Genomic DNA, 14,804 nt, shown 5'->3' with positions numbered 1-14,804 from the left:
CGTACAATCTCATTATGCCCAAACTCGACATCACATCCCAAGAGCGCAGCGCGCTACGCGCCGCCGCCCACCCTCTGCACCCCGTCGTCCTGATCGGCGACCGGGGCTTATCCGAATCGGTGCTTAAAGAAATCGATCGCAGCCTGACGGCGCACCATCTGATCAAGGTACGCGCCGGGGGTGAAGATCGCGCCGCCCGCGAAGCCATGCTCGATACTATATGCGACTCGCTATCGTGCGCACCGGTGCATCATCTGGGCAAAACCCTGATTATCTACCGCCCAGACACCGAAGCCCTGCGCGCCCAGGCCGAAGCGGCCAACGCCACACGCGCACAGCGCAAGCCTTCTGACCCGCATACGCCCAAAAAACAGGCGGCAACGGGGATCACACGCACGCGCCGTGTTGAAAAAGCCGAACGCGCCGCCAAACGCGCCGAACGCAACGAAACAGCGTCGCCCAAAGCACGGCGAGCAGCCGCCGCAGCCAGTGAAAAGCCGGCCCACGGCATTCCACGGCGCAGCGGCAGCGCCATGTCGCTGCGCGCCGGCGCACGCAGAAACAGTACGGACCGTGGCGGCATCAAGCGCTAACCCGATCAGAGATAGCTAACCCCCAAAACCTCGTATTCGCGGATTCCCGCCGGGGCCTTGACTTCGACCACATCGCCTTCGCCCTTGCCTATCAGGGCGCGAGCAACCGGGCTGGACACCGAAATCAGGTTGGCGCGGATATCGGCCTCCACATCGCCCACAATCTGATAAGTAACCCGTTCACCGGATTCCAGATCCTCGATTTCGACGGTCGCGCCAAATACCGCCTTACCCTCGACGTTGAGAGCCGACGGATCGATGATTTGCGCATTGGATAGGGTGCTTTCAAGCTCCTGGATGCGCCCTTCGACAAAGGCTTGGCGTTCGCGAGCGGCATCGTATTCGGCGTTTTCCGACAAATCGCCCTGTGCCCGGGCCTCGGCAATCGAGCCGATGACGTCGGGACGCTCGATAGTTTTCAGACGATGTAATTCGGTTTGCAAGCGCTCAGCGCCGCGAGCAGTCAACGGGATCGCAGACATAGTATTCCTGATTAAAAGTAAAAGACGCTCCTCACAAAGAAGCGCCTAGTTTTTGACATCCCCTTCGCGTAACGCGAAGGCTCCTGCGGCGCGACAAAAGGGGAAGCCCTGTGTCTATCGCTCTGGTGGGTTCCCGGGCCGAGTGTGCGACAGCGCTCTCGTACCACGGGCCTGACTTTCCGCATGCCCTGCGGTAGGTCTTTGGCACCAAGACCCGGCTATTCTAAGTTTTAGCTCAAGCTTGATTCAAAACGAATCCCCGGCTCCGCTAGAACCGGGGACTTGACGCTATTGTCGGCAAAGTCAGGCCAAATTGCAAGCCGCAGCACAAATTCTAGGGTTTTCCCTTAGTTACACGTCTAATATTATGAAAAAACACAGGTTTTTTATTCAATTTTGGAAACAGGCCGGCTGCCAATTTTCAATAAAGCATACAAAATGATGGAGCCGAAGGTGGCCGTGCCTATGCCGTCCAACTTGAACGCACCAAATTGGACCGAAAAATTGCCGGCCCCCAGAATCAAGGTAATCGCCGCCACGATCAAGTTGCGGTTATCGCTGAAATCGACCTGATTCACCACCCATATCCGGGCGCCGGCCACCGCAATCAGGCCAAACACCACAATCGACATGCCCCCCAGAACCGGCCCGGGTATGGTCTGGATCAGGGCGCCGAACTTGGGCGAAAACCCCAGCACAATCGCAATCAGCGCGGCAATGACAAACACCAGGGTGGAATAGATTCGCGTTACCGTCATGACGCCGATATTTTCAGCATAAGTGGTCACCCCGGTGCCGCCCACCGCGCCGGAAATCATCGTGGACACTCCATCGCCCACAAAGGCGCGGCCCAGGTATTTATCCAGATTCTGGCCGGTCATGGCGCTCACCGCCTTGATATGCCCCAGATTTTCCGCCACCAGGATCACCGCAACCGGCACGATGACGCTCATGGCATGGACGTTGAACACAGGGGTCTGGAATCGGGGCAGGCCCAGCCACGGGGCGGCTGCCACGCCATTGAAATCGATCGGATGCCCAAAACCCAGCACGTTCGTCAATAACCCATACACTACGCAAGCCAGCAACAAGCCCACCAGGATCAGCAAACGCTGCACGGTGCCACGGGTGTATACCGCGACTCCGCCCACGCATACCACGGTCATAAGCGCCATCAATGCCTCGAAAGTGCTGCCTCCCATAGCGCCCTTGGCCGCGATCGGCGCGAGATTCAACCCAATGACCGCCACGATCGCCCCAGTCACCACCGGCGGCATCCAGGCGTCGATCCAGTCAGCCGCCCCGCCGGAGCGGACATTAAGCCACCAGACCAGGCAGCCTATCAACGTGTACACAAAGCCACAGGCGATGATCGCCCCCAGCGCCACACCCATATTGCCATTGGCGCCCGCGCCGGCGTACCCCGTCACGGCGATGACACCGCCAATAAAGGCAAAGCTCGAACCCAGATAGCTGGGAACCCGCCCTCCTACAAACAGGAAAAATATCAGCGTACCTATACCTGACATCAAAATGCAGACGTTGGTGTCGAAACCCATCAACAATGGCGCCAGGATGGTCGAGCCAAACATGGCGACGACGTGCTGCGCCCCCATGGCAACGCTTTGCGGCCAGGACAAACGTTCATCGGGCTGCACCACCAGCCCTGAAACACCGCTTTGCACCGGCGCCCAACGGGGAAAATACGAATCCGACATGCTGTAGCCTTTAAAAGAGTTTATGTGTTGGCGAAAAGGATTCCATGGGTCGTCCTCCCGCAGCGAGTTTACGGGTCGACTAAAGAAAGCTTATGGATTGGCCAAAGGCGAAAGTGTACGTTTTGCACTGGCTGGGCGGCAAGGTTTTTGTGGATGCTGTTGTAGATGCCGTTTTTGTAGCGGCACCCCTTGTGGGTGCCATTCGCAACGTCGATCATCCAGACGGGCAATTTGAACCATGGGAGGGTGGCAGCCACAAGGGCTGCCGCTACATAATTGACGGGTACGTTTTTGTCGATACCGCCGTGAACGTCAAGGCTTTTGTAGCGGCACCCCTTGTGGGTGCCATTTCCAACAGTGGTAGCGGCGTGGGTGCTTAAGGTAGGGCGGGCGACTCGGGCACGCCGCGCGAATGAATTGCTTCGGGGATGCAAGGCGTGCGCTGTTTGAGTGGGACGTTTGCGATCAGTCCAGTGGACTGATCGCCCCACGAGTTCGCACGCCGCCCCGAAGCAGTTCATTCGCGCGGGAAGTTCTGGCGCAGCCAGAACCGGGCACGTCGGAGCCCGAACTACCTTAAGCGGCCACGACGCGGGGATTGAACCGGCACGATACGCGGCATATAGTCGAACGCGGTAAGCACCCACGACGCGGGGATTGAACGTATGTTCCAGCCACGGTTACGTAATCGCCACGATGGCAGCCACAAGGGCTGCCGCTACAAAACCTATCAGCGCACTTGTCTGGGTTTACGCTGCCGGCGCACCGCCAGATAGTCGTACAGACGATTGGGCACGAGCGCAAGCAAACGCGCCACCCAGCGCATCTGCCAAGGCAGCACGATATAGGAAACGCCGCCGTCGATCGCCCGAACCGCCTGCTGGGCGAAGCGTTCGACCGGCATCAGGAAAGGCATTTTGTACGGGTTGCCTGCCGTCATCGGCGTACGGATAAAGCCCGGCGCCAGGGTCACGACCTTGACGCCCGATAAACACAACTCGACCCTCAAGCTTTCGCAATAGCTCTTCACGGCCGCCTTGGATGCGCTATAAGCGCCGGCCCCCGGCAAGCCTCGCACCGCAGCCACGCTGGCAATACCCACCAGACACCCACGCCCGCGTTTCTTCATGGGAGCGATAAAGGGTTCAAAGGTGGATACGGTCGCGTTCAGATTGGTCGCAATAATAGACTCGAACACCTCGAAATCATCGGGATATTCCGTCGAAGTGCCTACACTGATGCCCGCGCTGGCGATCACCACATCAACGGCGCCTGCAGCCAGGAAATCGGCTGCCGCCGCATGCAAGGCGGCGCGGTCCCGCACGTCGACCGCATAAATCCGGTGTTCGCCGGGCAACGAATCCGCCAACGCCTGCAAGGCGTCCTGGCGGCGCCCCAACAAGGCCAGTTGCGCCCCGCGCTGCGCGTAAACCGCCGCCAGCGCAGCGCCGATGCCGCTGCTCGCCCCTGTGATAAAAACGCGGGTCACGGGACTCATAGCCGCGGCGCCCTGACCCGAAGCGTCAATGCGTACGCAAAGAAGCGTGCAACCCTTGCAGGGAATACACCTTCAAGCCACCGCCGTGGCGCAGGTATTGCATGCCCTCGACCGCAGCGCTGGCGCCTGCGATAGTGGTAAAAAACGTGACGCGCGAGGCCAAAGCATGCGTGCGGATCTGGCGCGAATCGGCAATTGCGTTGCGGCGTTCCTCGACGGTATTGACCACCAGGGAAATCTCCCCAGTCTTGATCATATCGACAATATGCGGGCGTCCTTCCGTCACCTTGTTGACCACCTGCACCGGCAGGCCCGCCGCCTCGATGGCCGCCGCCGTACCGCGCGTAGCCACTACCTTGAATCCCATCTCGACCAGGCCGCGCGCCACTTCAACCGCTCGCGGCTTGTCTTGCGCCCTGACGCTGATGAACGCCACCCCCGAAACCGGCAACTGCACGCCGGCCGCCAATTGCGATTTGACAAAGGCTTCGCCAAAGCTATAGCCCACCCCCATGACTTCGCCAGTGGATTTCATTTCCGGCCCGAGTATGGTGTCGACGCCCGGGAATTTAACGAACGGAAATACGGCTTCCTTCACCGCGAAATAAGGTAGCTTCACCTCAGCCGAAATGCCTTGTTCGGCAAGCGATTTGCCGGCCATGACGCGTGCGGCGACCTTGGCCAGTTGCAGCCCGGTCGCCTTGGATACGTAAGGCACGGTCCGGGATGCGCGAGGATTGACTTCAAGTACGTAAACGTCGCCATCCTGAATTGCAAACTGCACGTTCATCAGGCCCTTGACCTTAAGCGCGCGCGCCATCAGCGAAGTCTGGCGCTTGATCTCGTCGATCACTTCCGGCGACAAAGAATACGGAGGCAGACTGGCCGCCGAATCGCCCGAGTGCACGCCCGCCTGCTCGATGTGCTCCATAACCCCGCCGATAAACACCGCTTCATCATCGGCCAGACAGTCCACATCCACTTCAGTGGCGTTGCTTAAAAAGCGATCCAGCAATACGGGCGAATCGTTGCTGACTTTGACCGCCTCGCGCATATAGCGTTCGAGATCTTGCTGTTCATGCACAATCTCCATGGCGCGCCCGCCCAGCACATAGCTGGGACGCACCACCAGCGGATAGCCGATTTCCTGCGCATGCGACAAGGCTTCACCCTCGGTGCGCGCGGTGCGGTTGGGCGGCTGGCGCAGGCCCAGCTTGTTGAGCAATTTCTGGAAGCGTTCGCGATCTTCGGCAACATCGATGGACTCCGGGCTGGTGCCGATAATCGGCACGCCGTTGGCCTCCAGGGCGCGCGCCAGCTTGAGCGGCGTTTGGCCGCCGTACTGCACGATCACGCCCACCGGATTTTCCTTGTGCACGATTTCAAGTACGTCTTCGAGAGTCACCGGTTCGAAATACAAACGATCCGACGTGTCGTAATCGGTAGACACGGTTTCGGGATTGCAATTGACCATGATGGTTTCAAAGCCATCTTCGCGCAGGGAAAGCGCGGCATGCACGCAGCAGTAATCGAACTCGATGCCCTGGCCAATGCGGTTCGGGCCACCGCCCAACACAATGATTTTCTTGCGATCGGTAGGCGCCGCTTCACACTCTTGTTCGTAAGTCGAGTACATATAAGCGGTGCGCGTGGCAAATTCAGCCGCGCACGTGTCCACCCGTTTGTATACCGGCCGCACGCCCAACTGATGACGCAGCTTGCGCACCTCGGCTTCGGACGTATCGAGCAGGAACGCCAGGCGACGGTCGGAAAAGCCGCGGCGCTTGAGCTGCCAGAGCGTTTGCTGATCCAGGTCGGCCAGGGTTTTTTGCTCGAGCGCCAATTCGATATCGACGATTTCCTTGATCTGGGCCAAAAACCAGGGATCGATGCGGGTCAGGCCATGGACTTCTTCCAGGCTGAACCCTTGGGCGAACGCGTCGCCCACATACCATATGCGTTCGGGGCCGGGCTCGCCCAGCTCCACCTGCAGCTTCTCGCGATCGGTCGTTTTCTGGTTCAGGCCATCCACCCCTACTTCAAGCCCTCGCAAGGCCTTCTGAAAGGACTCCTGGAAGGTGCGGCCTATGGCCATGACTTCACCCACCGACTTCATCTGCGTGGTCAGGCGGGAATCGGCCTGAGGGAATTTCTCGAAAGCAAAACGCGGCACTTTCGTGACCACGTAATCAATCGACGGCTCAAACGAAGCGGGCGTCGCTCCCCCTGTAATTTCGTTCTTGAGTTCGTCCAGCGTATAGCCCACCGCCAGACGCGCCGCCACCTTGGCTATGGGGAAACCCGTAGCCTTGGAGGCCAGCGCCGAAGACCGGGACACCCGCGGATTCATTTCAATGACGATCATGCGGCCCGTGTCGGGATGAACTGCGAACTGCACGTTCGACCCCCCGGTATCAACGCCGATCTCACGCAGCACCGCGATCGACGCGTTGCGCATGATCTGATATTCTTTATCGGTCAGGGTTTGCGCCGGCGCTACGGTAATCGAGTCGCCCGTGTGCACTCCCATGGGGTCCAGGTTTTCGATGGAGCACACAATAATGCAGTTATCCGCCTTGTCGCGCACCACCTCCATCTCGAACTCTTTCCAGCCCAACAGCGACTCTTCGATCAGTAGTTCGCTGGTGGGCGACGCCTCGAGCCCACGACGGCAGATGGCTTCAAATTCTTCGGGGTTATAGGCAATACCGCCGCCCGAGCCGCCCATCGTGAAACTGGGGCGGATCACCACCGGAAAGCCCGCGGTATCTGCCTGTATGGCAATGCGCCGCTGTACTTCCCAGGCCTCATCCAAAGAATGCGCCACACCCGATTTGGCCGACTCAAGCCCGATGGCGGTCATGGCCACTTTGAACTTCTGGCGATCTTCGGCTTTTTCGATGGCCTGTTCGTTGGCTCCGATCAATTCGACGCCATGTTTGGCCAGCACGCCGCGATGTGCCAGATCCAGCGCGCAATTCAGAGCGGTTTGCCCGCCCATCGTAGGCAGCAAGGCATCGGGCTTTTCGATCTCGATGATTTTCTCGACCACCTGCCAGGTGATCGGCTCGATGTAGGTCACATCGGCCATCTCGGGGTCGGTCATGATGGTGGCCGGATTGCTGTTGACCAGAATGGTGCGATAGCCTTCGGCCATCAGCGCCTTGCACGCCTGAGCTCCCGAGTAATCAAACTCGCAAGCCTGGCCGATCACGATCGGGCCGGCGCCAATAATAAGAATGCTTTTTAGATCTGTACGCTTTGGCATAGTGCTCTGTTTTTAGTTCTTTGCGGCCATCAGGCTGATGAATTTATCGAATAACACCGCAATATCATGCGGGCCTGGGCTGGCTTCCGGGTGTCCCTGAAAGCAGAAAGCCGGGCCATCGGTCAACTCAAACCCTTGCAGCGTTCCATCGAACAGCGATATATGCGTGGGTCGCGCGTTGGCGGGCAAGCTTGCCGCGTCCACCGCAAAACCATGATTCTGGCTGGTGATGAACACTCGGCCGGTGGCCAATTCCTGAACGGGATGATTGGCGCCATGATGGCCCGTCTTCATCTTGACGGTCTGGCCGCCCAGGGCCAAACCCATGATTTGCTGGCCCAGGCAGATTCCAAACAAGGGGATTTTTTTGGCAAACGCAACCTTGGTGGCCTCTATGGCGTAATCACAGGGTTCCGGATCACCCGGGCCATTGGATAAGAACAGGCCGTCTGGATTGAGCGCCAGGACATCGGCCACCGGCGTCTGGGCGGGCACCACCGTAACGCGACAACCCCGGTCAACCAGCAGCCGCAGAATGTTCGTTTTCACGCCGAAGTCGTAGGCCACTACATGGTATTTGCCGGCGCTGGGGTGGCTATAGCCCTGGCCCAGTTGCCAGCTGCCATTGACCCATTCTTGCGAACTCCGGGTCGACACGACACGGGCCAGATCCTGCCCCGACATCCCCGGAAAGCCGCGAGCCAAATCGATGGCCTGTTGATCATCAGTGCCGACCAGGATGCAGGCACCCTGGGCGCCACCATCGCGCAAAATGCGTGTCAACTTACGGGTATCAACGCCCGATATGGCCACCACACCTTGAGCCTTGAGGTAGTCAGGCAATGACCGTGTAGCCCGAAAGTTGGAAACCCGCAGCGAACAATCGCGAATCACAAGCCCGGCTGCATGAATGCGCGAAGACTCGACGTCTTCGTCATTAATGCCGGTATTGCCAATATGTGGGTAGGTCAAGGTAACAATCTGGCCGCTGTAGCTGGGGTCGGTCAGGATTTCCTGATAACCCGTCATGGCGGTATTGAAAACGATCTCGGCGACGCAATAACCTTCAGCGCCAATCGAGACGCCCCTGAAGATCGTGCCGTCCGCCAAAGCGAGAATTGCAGGAGGAAACGCGTCGGATCCCTCGGGAAAAAGTGACGACAGCACAGTAAACCCCGGTAATAAAGTCAGTAAGTAAACCTTGGGATTATACCGTGATATCTAAAGCTTCTCGGTCTCCCCCGACTTGGGCTTCCAGACCAGCATGCGGTTTTCGACCCAACTGACGACAGCGTCGAGCAGCAGCGCAAAAACGGTGAGCACCACAATCCCGGCAAAGACAGTGTTCACATCCAGGGTACCTTCGGCTTGCAGAATAAGGTAGCCCACGCCGCTTGCCGACCCCAGGTATTCGCCCACCACCGCACCTACAAAAGCCAGCCCCACCGACGTATGCAGGCTCGAAAACACCCAACTGGTGGCCGAGGGGATGTACACATAACGCAGCAATTGCTGGCGATTCGCGCCCAACATGCGCGCGTTGTCCAGCAAGGTGGTGCTGACTTCGCGCACGCCCCGATAGACATTGAAAAATACGATAAAGAACACCAGCGTCACCGCGAGCGCCACTTTGGACCAGATACCCAGGCCGAACCACATGCCGAAAATCGGCGCGAGGATGACGCGAGGCATGGAATTGGCCGCCGTGATGTAGGGATCGAGCAGCGCACTTGCGCCGCGCGATAGCCCCAGCCACAACCCGAAGCCCAGACCCGTTACCGTCCCGATCACGAAGGCCAGCACGGTTTCTGTCAGCGTAACGCCCAGGTGCTGATAGATATCCCCATTGGTCACGAACCAGGCCCAGATAACTTTGGCGACCTCGACGGGCTGGCCGAAGAAGAACGCAAAATTGATATTCCGCGCCGCGATGTGCCAGGCAAGCAGGATTGCCACCAACAGCGCAATTTGCAGAATGCGCATGGGGGCCGAATTGGGTTTAAGGAACTTGAACATCTCAGGCCCGCTTCTGTTGGGCGTAGCCCTTTAGCACTTCCTCACGCAACACGTCCCAGATCGCCCGATGCAACTCCACGAACCGGGGGTTGGTGCGAACTTCGGCTACGTCTCGCGGGCGAGCCAGGTCGATGTTGAATTCTCCGATAGGATGCGTGGCGGGGCCCGCCGAAAGCACCACGACCCGGTCGCTCATGGCGATCGCTTCATCGAGGTCATGCGTTATGAACAGAACCGCGCGGCGTTTGGCCATCCACAATGCGAGTACCTCGTTTTCCATCAATTGCCGGGTCTGCACGTCAAGAGCTGAAAAGGGCTCGTCCATCAGGATGATGTCGGGGTCGCGTATCAGTGTTTGCGCCAGCATGGCGCGCTTGCGCATGCCGCCCGACATCTGGTGCGGATAACGATTCTCAAAGCCTCCCAAGCCCACCCGCTTTAGCCATTCGTTGCCCAGGCGCTGGGCGTCGGCGCGCGGCACATGCGCAAACTCCAGGCCGGTGGTAACGTTATCGAGCGCATTGCGCCAGGGCAGCAAGGCCTCGCCCTGGAACATGTAGCCGGCGCGACTATTGATGCCCAGCAGCGGTTCGCCAAAAACCTTGACCTGCCCCGACGAAGGGGCCAAAAGGCCCGCCCCGACATTGAGCAGGGTGGATTTGCCGCAACCCGTTGGGCCCACGACCGAGACGAATTCGCCCGGCGCTATCGCCAGCGTTGCATCTTTGACCGCGGTGTAACGTTGTTGACCGCCCTCGTGCGATACGAACGTACAGGTAATGTTGTCGAGCGTCAGCGCGGCATCAGGCATGAGGGTATTTCTTATTGGCTTTGATCACGAAATCGTTGGTCCATATTTTGGAGACATCGATTTTGCTTATCGGGAAATTCGGAATATACGCGGCCTGCGCCTTGAGTGCCGTTTCGGGGCCGTCCGCCGGCACCATGCCATCGGGCGAGAGCGCTTCTTTATTGCCTTGCAAGGCCAATTTATACAAGTCGGGATCGCCCAACAAATAGCCTTTGGGCACCGTTTTGGCGATATCGTCGAAGCTGGCCGCCTGTATCCATTTGTCGGCGCGCACCATGGCATTGGCCATGGCCTGAACCGTATTGGGATTTTTATCGATGAAAGCCTGCGAGGTATAAAGGCAGCCCGACGGCATGTTCCCGCCAAAAATTTCCTGCGTATCTTTAAGCGTCCGTGTGTCGGCGATGACCTTGAGTTCTTTAGTGTGCACCAGCGTGCTGATCACCGGATCCAGGTTGGCGATGGCATCGATCTGCCCGGTACGCAAAGCCGTAATGGCGCCCGCGCCGGCTCCCACTCCAATAAAGGAAACATCGGCGGGCTTGAGGCCGTGCTTGGCCAGGAAGAAGCTGGCCATCATATTCGTGGAAGAACCAGGCGCCGTAACGCCGATTTTCTTGCCCTTGAGGTCGGCGGGCGTTTTATAGTGGGCCATGGTTTTGGTCGATACGCCCAAGACAATCATGGGCGCACGGCCCTGCTGTACAAAGGTGCGATAGAACTGCCCTTTGGACTGCAAGATAATGGTATGTTCGAAGGCGCCCGAAACCACGTCGGCGCTGCCCCCCACCACCGCTTGCAAGGCTTTGGAGCCACCCGCAAAATCGATGACTTTGGCGGTGAGCCCTTCATCCTTGAAGTAACCCTTGAGTTCGGCGATAGTCAACGGCAGGTAATAAATAAGCGCTTGGCCGCCTACTGCAATTTGCACCTCTTTCTTCTCGATCCCCTGCGCGCGCACCAAAGCGGGAAAGACCGCCGCAGCGCCCGCTACACCAGTCAACTTAAGTAAATCACGACGAGATATAGACATAGAGACCTCCTGAGCCGTTAATTGAGTAAAGCCTGCGCCACGCGCCTGTTCCGATATTACAAGACAATTTCGCCCAATCTAATTGGGTAAAGCACTAACTCTTATCACTTTTTACCGCTACGCAATTCAGCTCTACGTAATGCGCCGCTCCATAATTGCCCAGGCAATGGTGCCCGCATCGACATATTCCAGTTCGCTGCCCGCCGGCACGCCCCTGGCCAGACGCGTCACCGACAAGCCCTGGGCCCGAAACAGCTCGGACAAATAATGCGCTGTCGTTTCACCTTCAGCCGTAAAGTTGGTGGCCAGAATGACTTCGCGCACAAGCCCATCGCTTGACCGCTGCAACAAGCGGTCGAACTGCAGCTCTTGCGGCCCCACTCCTTCAAGAGGCGCCAGGCGACCCATCAAAACGTAATACAAACCCCGATAACCATGGCTGGACTCGATCATGTTCTGGTCGGCAGGGGTCTCCACCACGCAGAGAAGCGAGGGGTCGCGCTTGGGATTAAGGCAGGTGACGCAGACTTCATCTTCGGTAAAGCTATTGCAACGCGCGCAATGCCGCAGGCCCTGCACCGCGCCCGACAAGGCGCGGCTAAGCAGATCCGCGCCGGTCAAGTCATATTGCAGCATGTAGTACGCCATGCGGCGCGCCGAACGCACGCCGACGCCAGGCAAACGACGCAAGGCTTCGATCAATGCCTTGAGCGGTTCGGGCTCGGGTAGCGGAGCATCCATCAAAACGGCAGCTTCATCCCGGGAGGCAGGGGCATGCCGGCGGTCACCGACGCCATTTTTTCTTGTGAAGTCGCTTCCGCCTTGCGCAGTGCATCGTTGAAGGCTGCGGCCACCAGATCTTCGAGCATGTCTTTATCGTCGGCCAATAGCGCCGGATCGATCGTGACGCGCTTGACATCATGGCGGCACGTCATGGACACCTTCACCAGGCCCCCGCCCGAGGCGCCTTCGACCACGATCTCCGCCAAGGCGTCCTGGGCCTTCTTCATGTTTTCCTGCATCTGCTGGGCTTGTCGCATCAAACCTGCAATCTGGCCTTTCATCATAATGATCCATTCCTGAATAAAAAATTTTATGCGCGCCGCCTAGGCCGCCTTGGAAATAACAGAAGCCCGAATCGAACCAGGCACTACCTGAGCCCCGAAATCGCCGATCAGGGCCTGGACCACCGGGTCGTCGCGAACGGCACGTTCGGCCTCCTGCTGCAGGCTAGCGCGACGCGCCTGCTCGACCGCGTGGGCGGTTTCGTCCCCCGTTTCGCCGTATTCGACCTGCAGCGAAATCACGCTCCCGAAATACTCGGAAAGCACCGTACAAAGACGAGATTTTCCGGGGCTTTCGGCCAGCGACCGCACGGCCACGCGCAGGTTGACCTGATCTCCCTGGGCTCCCAGCCATTCGCTTTGGCGCGCCAGTTCGGCCGCCAGGCCGGTCAAGGGCAACTGCGCGGCCAACGCAGGCCACGCCTTCGCATTCATGCTGCGCAACTTGGGAGTCTTGGCCCTGCTGCGTTCAGCCGCAAAGGCAGGCGCCATGTCGGCCTGCAGATCGAGGGGTGCCCCCAGGTCGTAATCATCCGGAGCCGCCGCATCCATGATGTCGGCTTCGTCGACCGGCGCCACGTCGACGCCCGGCTCATCGTCCCAGGCAGGAACCGTATCCGGCCGCGGCGCAGGCGCGAGGGCTGGCGCAGAAACAGATTCGGGCACAGATTCAGAAACAGGCGCGGGTTTAGAGGCAGAAACAGATTTAGAGGCAGGTATGGCTTCGGGCGCAATTATGGATTCGGTGGCAGATAGGGGTTCGCGGCCAGACAATTCGGGTGGATTCGTGTAGCGGCGCCCCTTGTGGGCGCCATCGACAGGAAGCGCAGATGCCGGAAGAGGCGCCGACACAGGCGACCTTTCAGGTAATGGAACAGGCTGCGGCGCCGCAGCGGTAGCGACCGGCTCCGCTGGGGCAGCGACCCGCAGCGAAAGATCCGGCGCCGCCTGCGCGGCCGGTGGTATCGAGCGTCTTTCGCCGCCCCCTTCCCCGGTGGGCGCAGGCGCCAGAGCCAGCATGCGCAGGCACGCCATGACAAATCCGGCGTACTCGTCGGGAGCCAGCGTCAGCTCGTTGCGGCTATGCACCGCCACCGAATAAAACAACTGAACCAGATCGGGATGCATCTGCCCCGCCAGCCCCACCATGTCGTCGGCCAAGGGGTCGTCGTGAGAAATGGTGCCGCCCACGCGTTGCTCGATCGCGATACGCGACAACAGTACCGCCAGATCGGCCAGCGCACCTGAATACGACAGGCCGCGCGTGGCGAGTTCATCGGCCACCAGCAAGACCTCTTGCGCGCTCGCCGCCGACAAGGCCTGCAGCAGGCGTATCAAATGGCGCTGGTCGATAGTGCCCAGCATGCCTTGCACGGCCTCGACGGTAAGATTACCCGCGCTATAGGCAATAGCCTGATCGGTGAGCGACAAGGCATCGCGCATCGAACCCGCCGCGGCCTGCGCAAGCAAACGCAAAGCCGGCGTCTCGCACGGAATGTTTTCGTGCTCGAGCACATTTTGCAGGTAAGCCACCATGGACTCTGCGGTCATCAGCTTCAGATTGAACTGAAGGCAGCGCGACAAGATGGTGACGGGGATTTTTTGCGGGTCGGTCGTGGCCAGAATGAATTTGACATGAGGCGGCGGCTCTTCCAGCGTTTTGAGCATCGCATTGAACGCATGCCCCGAGAGCATATGCACTTCGTCGATCATGTAGACCTTGAAGCGGCCGACGCTGGGCGCATACACCGCCGCTTCAAGCAGCTGCGTCATTTCGTCGACACCTCGATTGGAGGCGGCGTCGAGTTCAAGATAATCCACAAAACGGCCTGCGTCGATTTCGGTGCAGGCGCGGCACACGCCGCAGGGGGTGGCGGTAATGCCGGTTTCACAATTCAGGGATTTGGCCAGAATGCGCGATAGCGTCGTCTTGCCTACGCCGCGGGTTCCGGTAAAGAGCCACGCATGATGCAGGCGTTGCGTCGACAGCGCGTGTGTCAGCGCCCGAACCACATGGTCCTGCCCGATTAGAGTGTCAAATGAACGAGGCCGCCATTTACGCGCCAGTACCAGATACGTCATGCGAGAGTATGAACCCCAGAATTACCGCGGGTGAAACGAAAAGTTTACCGGATTCGGGCGGACTTGGGGGGTATTTGAAAGCCAAACATGGCTAAAACAAGAAAAGGCGAGCCTGACTTCGGCACTGATCCTAAGCGACTATGGCTGCTTCGTTCCCGACCTGACCAGGTTCACCGCCGAACCATGCGAAGGGGCCCGCCGATTGGAAGTTTAACAGGTGTTGGGCGCCGCCACGCCGG

13 protein-coding genes and 1 other RNA gene are annotated in these 14,804 nt (G+C 59.1%); 2 read left to right on the top strand and 12 right to left on the bottom strand.

Annotated elements, in window-relative coordinates:
* Positions 1-14: 14 nt before the first annotated feature.
* Positions 15-593 carry a YhbY family RNA-binding protein gene (locus EDC26_RS05395; RefSeq protein WP_132580258.1) on the top strand — a complete coding sequence of 193 codons (579 nt, stop codon included), beginning with the start codon at positions 15-17 and terminating at the stop codon, positions 591-593.
* Between the two features lie 5 nt (positions 594-598).
* Here EDC26_RS05395 and greA read toward each other — a convergent pair whose 3' ends face one another.
* Entirely contained in the window at positions 599-1,075 is a 477-nt protein-coding gene (greA, locus tag EDC26_RS05390) for a transcription elongation factor GreA (RefSeq protein WP_132580256.1), read from the bottom strand.
* Between the two features lie 386 nt (positions 1,076-1,461).
* A complete protein-coding gene (locus EDC26_RS05385) occupies positions 1,462-2,793 on the bottom strand; it encodes a solute carrier family 23 protein (protein WP_132580255.1) in 1,332 nt (443 codons plus the stop codon).
* A gap of 92 nt (positions 2,794-2,885) precedes the next feature.
* Between EDC26_RS05385 and EDC26_RS05380 the strand changes: the two genes are divergently transcribed.
* Positions 2,886-3,173 carry a hypothetical protein gene (locus tag EDC26_RS05380; RefSeq protein ID WP_132580254.1) on the top strand — a complete coding sequence of 96 codons (288 nt, stop codon included), beginning with the start codon at positions 2,886-2,888 and terminating at the stop codon, positions 3,171-3,173.
* 350 nt (positions 3,174-3,523) lie between these two features.
* Here the strand turns inward: EDC26_RS05380 and EDC26_RS05375 are convergent, their stop codons facing one another.
* The 10 genes from EDC26_RS05375 to ffs form a co-directional block, all read right to left on the bottom strand.
* On the bottom strand, positions 3,524-4,282 hold the full coding sequence (locus EDC26_RS05375; protein WP_207915078.1) for an SDR family oxidoreductase: 759 nt from the start codon (positions 4,280-4,282) through the stop codon (positions 3,524-3,526).
* Positions 4,283-4,316: 34 nt separating this feature from the next.
* Positions 4,317-7,559, bottom strand: coding sequence for a carbamoyl-phosphate synthase large subunit (gene carB / locus EDC26_RS05370; RefSeq protein WP_132580252.1), 3,243 nt, complete (start codon positions 7,557-7,559; stop codon positions 4,317-4,319).
* A gap of 12 nt (positions 7,560-7,571) precedes the next feature.
* Positions 7,572-8,726 carry a glutamine-hydrolyzing carbamoyl-phosphate synthase small subunit gene (carA, locus tag EDC26_RS05365; RefSeq protein ID WP_165930916.1) on the bottom strand — a complete coding sequence of 385 codons (1,155 nt, stop codon included), beginning with the start codon at positions 8,724-8,726 and terminating at the stop codon, positions 7,572-7,574.
* A 54-nt stretch (positions 8,727-8,780) separates the two neighbouring features.
* Positions 8,781-9,575: an ABC transporter permease gene (locus EDC26_RS05360; protein WP_132580251.1), complete on the bottom strand. Its 795-nt coding sequence runs from the start codon at positions 9,573-9,575 to the stop codon at positions 8,781-8,783.
* Between the two features lies 1 nt (position 9,576).
* Positions 9,577-10,386, bottom strand: a complete 810-nt coding sequence (locus EDC26_RS05355; protein WP_132580250.1) for an ABC transporter ATP-binding protein — start codon at positions 10,384-10,386, stop codon at positions 9,577-9,579.
* On the bottom strand, positions 10,379-11,419 hold the full coding sequence (locus EDC26_RS05350) for a substrate-binding domain-containing protein (protein WP_132580249.1): 1,041 nt from the start codon (positions 11,417-11,419) through the stop codon (positions 10,379-10,381). The genes EDC26_RS05355 and EDC26_RS05350 overlap by 8 nt, the downstream gene beginning before the upstream one ends.
* Positions 11,420-11,551: 132 nt before the next feature.
* The gene (gene recR / locus EDC26_RS05345; protein ID WP_132580248.1) at positions 11,552-12,160 is read right to left on the bottom strand and encodes a recombination mediator RecR; all 609 of its coding nucleotides are present in this window, start codon (positions 12,158-12,160) and stop codon (positions 11,552-11,554) included.
* Entirely contained in the window at positions 12,160-12,486 is a 327-nt protein-coding gene (locus tag EDC26_RS05340; protein WP_132580247.1) for a YbaB/EbfC family nucleoid-associated protein, read from the bottom strand. Before EDC26_RS05340 ends, recR begins: the two co-directional genes overlap by 1 nt.
* Before the next feature lie 39 nt (positions 12,487-12,525).
* The gene (gene dnaX / locus EDC26_RS05335; protein WP_132580246.1) at positions 12,526-14,565 is read right to left on the bottom strand and encodes a DNA polymerase III subunit gamma/tau; all 2,040 of its coding nucleotides are present in this window, start codon (positions 14,563-14,565) and stop codon (positions 12,526-12,528) included.
* A 102-nt stretch (positions 14,566-14,667) separates the two neighbouring features.
* An RNA gene (ffs, locus tag EDC26_RS05330) (signal recognition particle sRNA small type) lies at positions 14,668-14,765 on the bottom strand.
* Positions 14,766-14,804 lie beyond the last annotated feature (39 nt).

It is taken from the genome of Paralcaligenes ureilyticus, assembly GCF_004346225.1.
GTDB lineage: Bacteria > Pseudomonadota > Gammaproteobacteria > Burkholderiales > Burkholderiaceae_B > Paralcaligenes > Paralcaligenes ureilyticus.
The sequence above is the reverse complement of the archived record's forward strand: the minus strand, read 5'-3'. Positions and strand labels throughout refer to the sequence as shown.

Excerpts from the sequence above, each read along its gene's own strand:
- EDC26_RS05395 (WP_132580258.1), top strand. The coding sequence starts at position 15 with ATGCCCAAACTCGACATCACATCCCAAGAGCGCAGCGCGCTACGCGCC.
- greA (WP_132580256.1), bottom strand. The coding sequence starts at position 1,075 with ATGTCTGCGATCCCGTTGACTGCTCGCGGCGCTGAGCGCTTGCAAACC.
- EDC26_RS05385 (WP_132580255.1), bottom strand. The coding sequence starts at position 2,793 with ATGTCGGATTCGTATTTTCCCCGTTGGGCGCCGGTGCAAAGCGGTGTT.
- EDC26_RS05380 (WP_132580254.1), top strand. The coding sequence starts at position 2,886 with ATGGATTGGCCAAAGGCGAAAGTGTACGTTTTGCACTGGCTGGGCGGC.
- carB (WP_132580252.1), bottom strand. The coding sequence starts at position 7,559 with ATGCCAAAGCGTACAGATCTAAAAAGCATTCTTATTATTGGCGCCGGC.
- EDC26_RS05360 (WP_132580251.1), bottom strand. The coding sequence starts at position 9,575 with ATGTTCAAGTTCCTTAAACCCAATTCGGCCCCCATGCGCATTCTGCAA.
- EDC26_RS05355 (WP_132580250.1), bottom strand. The coding sequence starts at position 10,386 with ATGCCTGATGCCGCGCTGACGCTCGACAACATTACCTGTACGTTCGTA.
- EDC26_RS05350 (WP_132580249.1), bottom strand. The coding sequence starts at position 11,419 with ATGTCTATATCTCGTCGTGATTTACTTAAGTTGACTGGTGTAGCGGGC.
- recR (WP_132580248.1), bottom strand. The coding sequence starts at position 12,160 with ATGGATGCTCCGCTACCCGAGCCCGAACCGCTCAAGGCATTGATCGAA.
- EDC26_RS05340 (WP_132580247.1), bottom strand. The coding sequence starts at position 12,486 with ATGATGAAAGGCCAGATTGCAGGTTTGATGCGACAAGCCCAGCAGATG.
- dnaX (WP_132580246.1), bottom strand. The coding sequence starts at position 14,565 with ATGACGTATCTGGTACTGGCGCGTAAATGGCGGCCTCGTTCATTTGAC.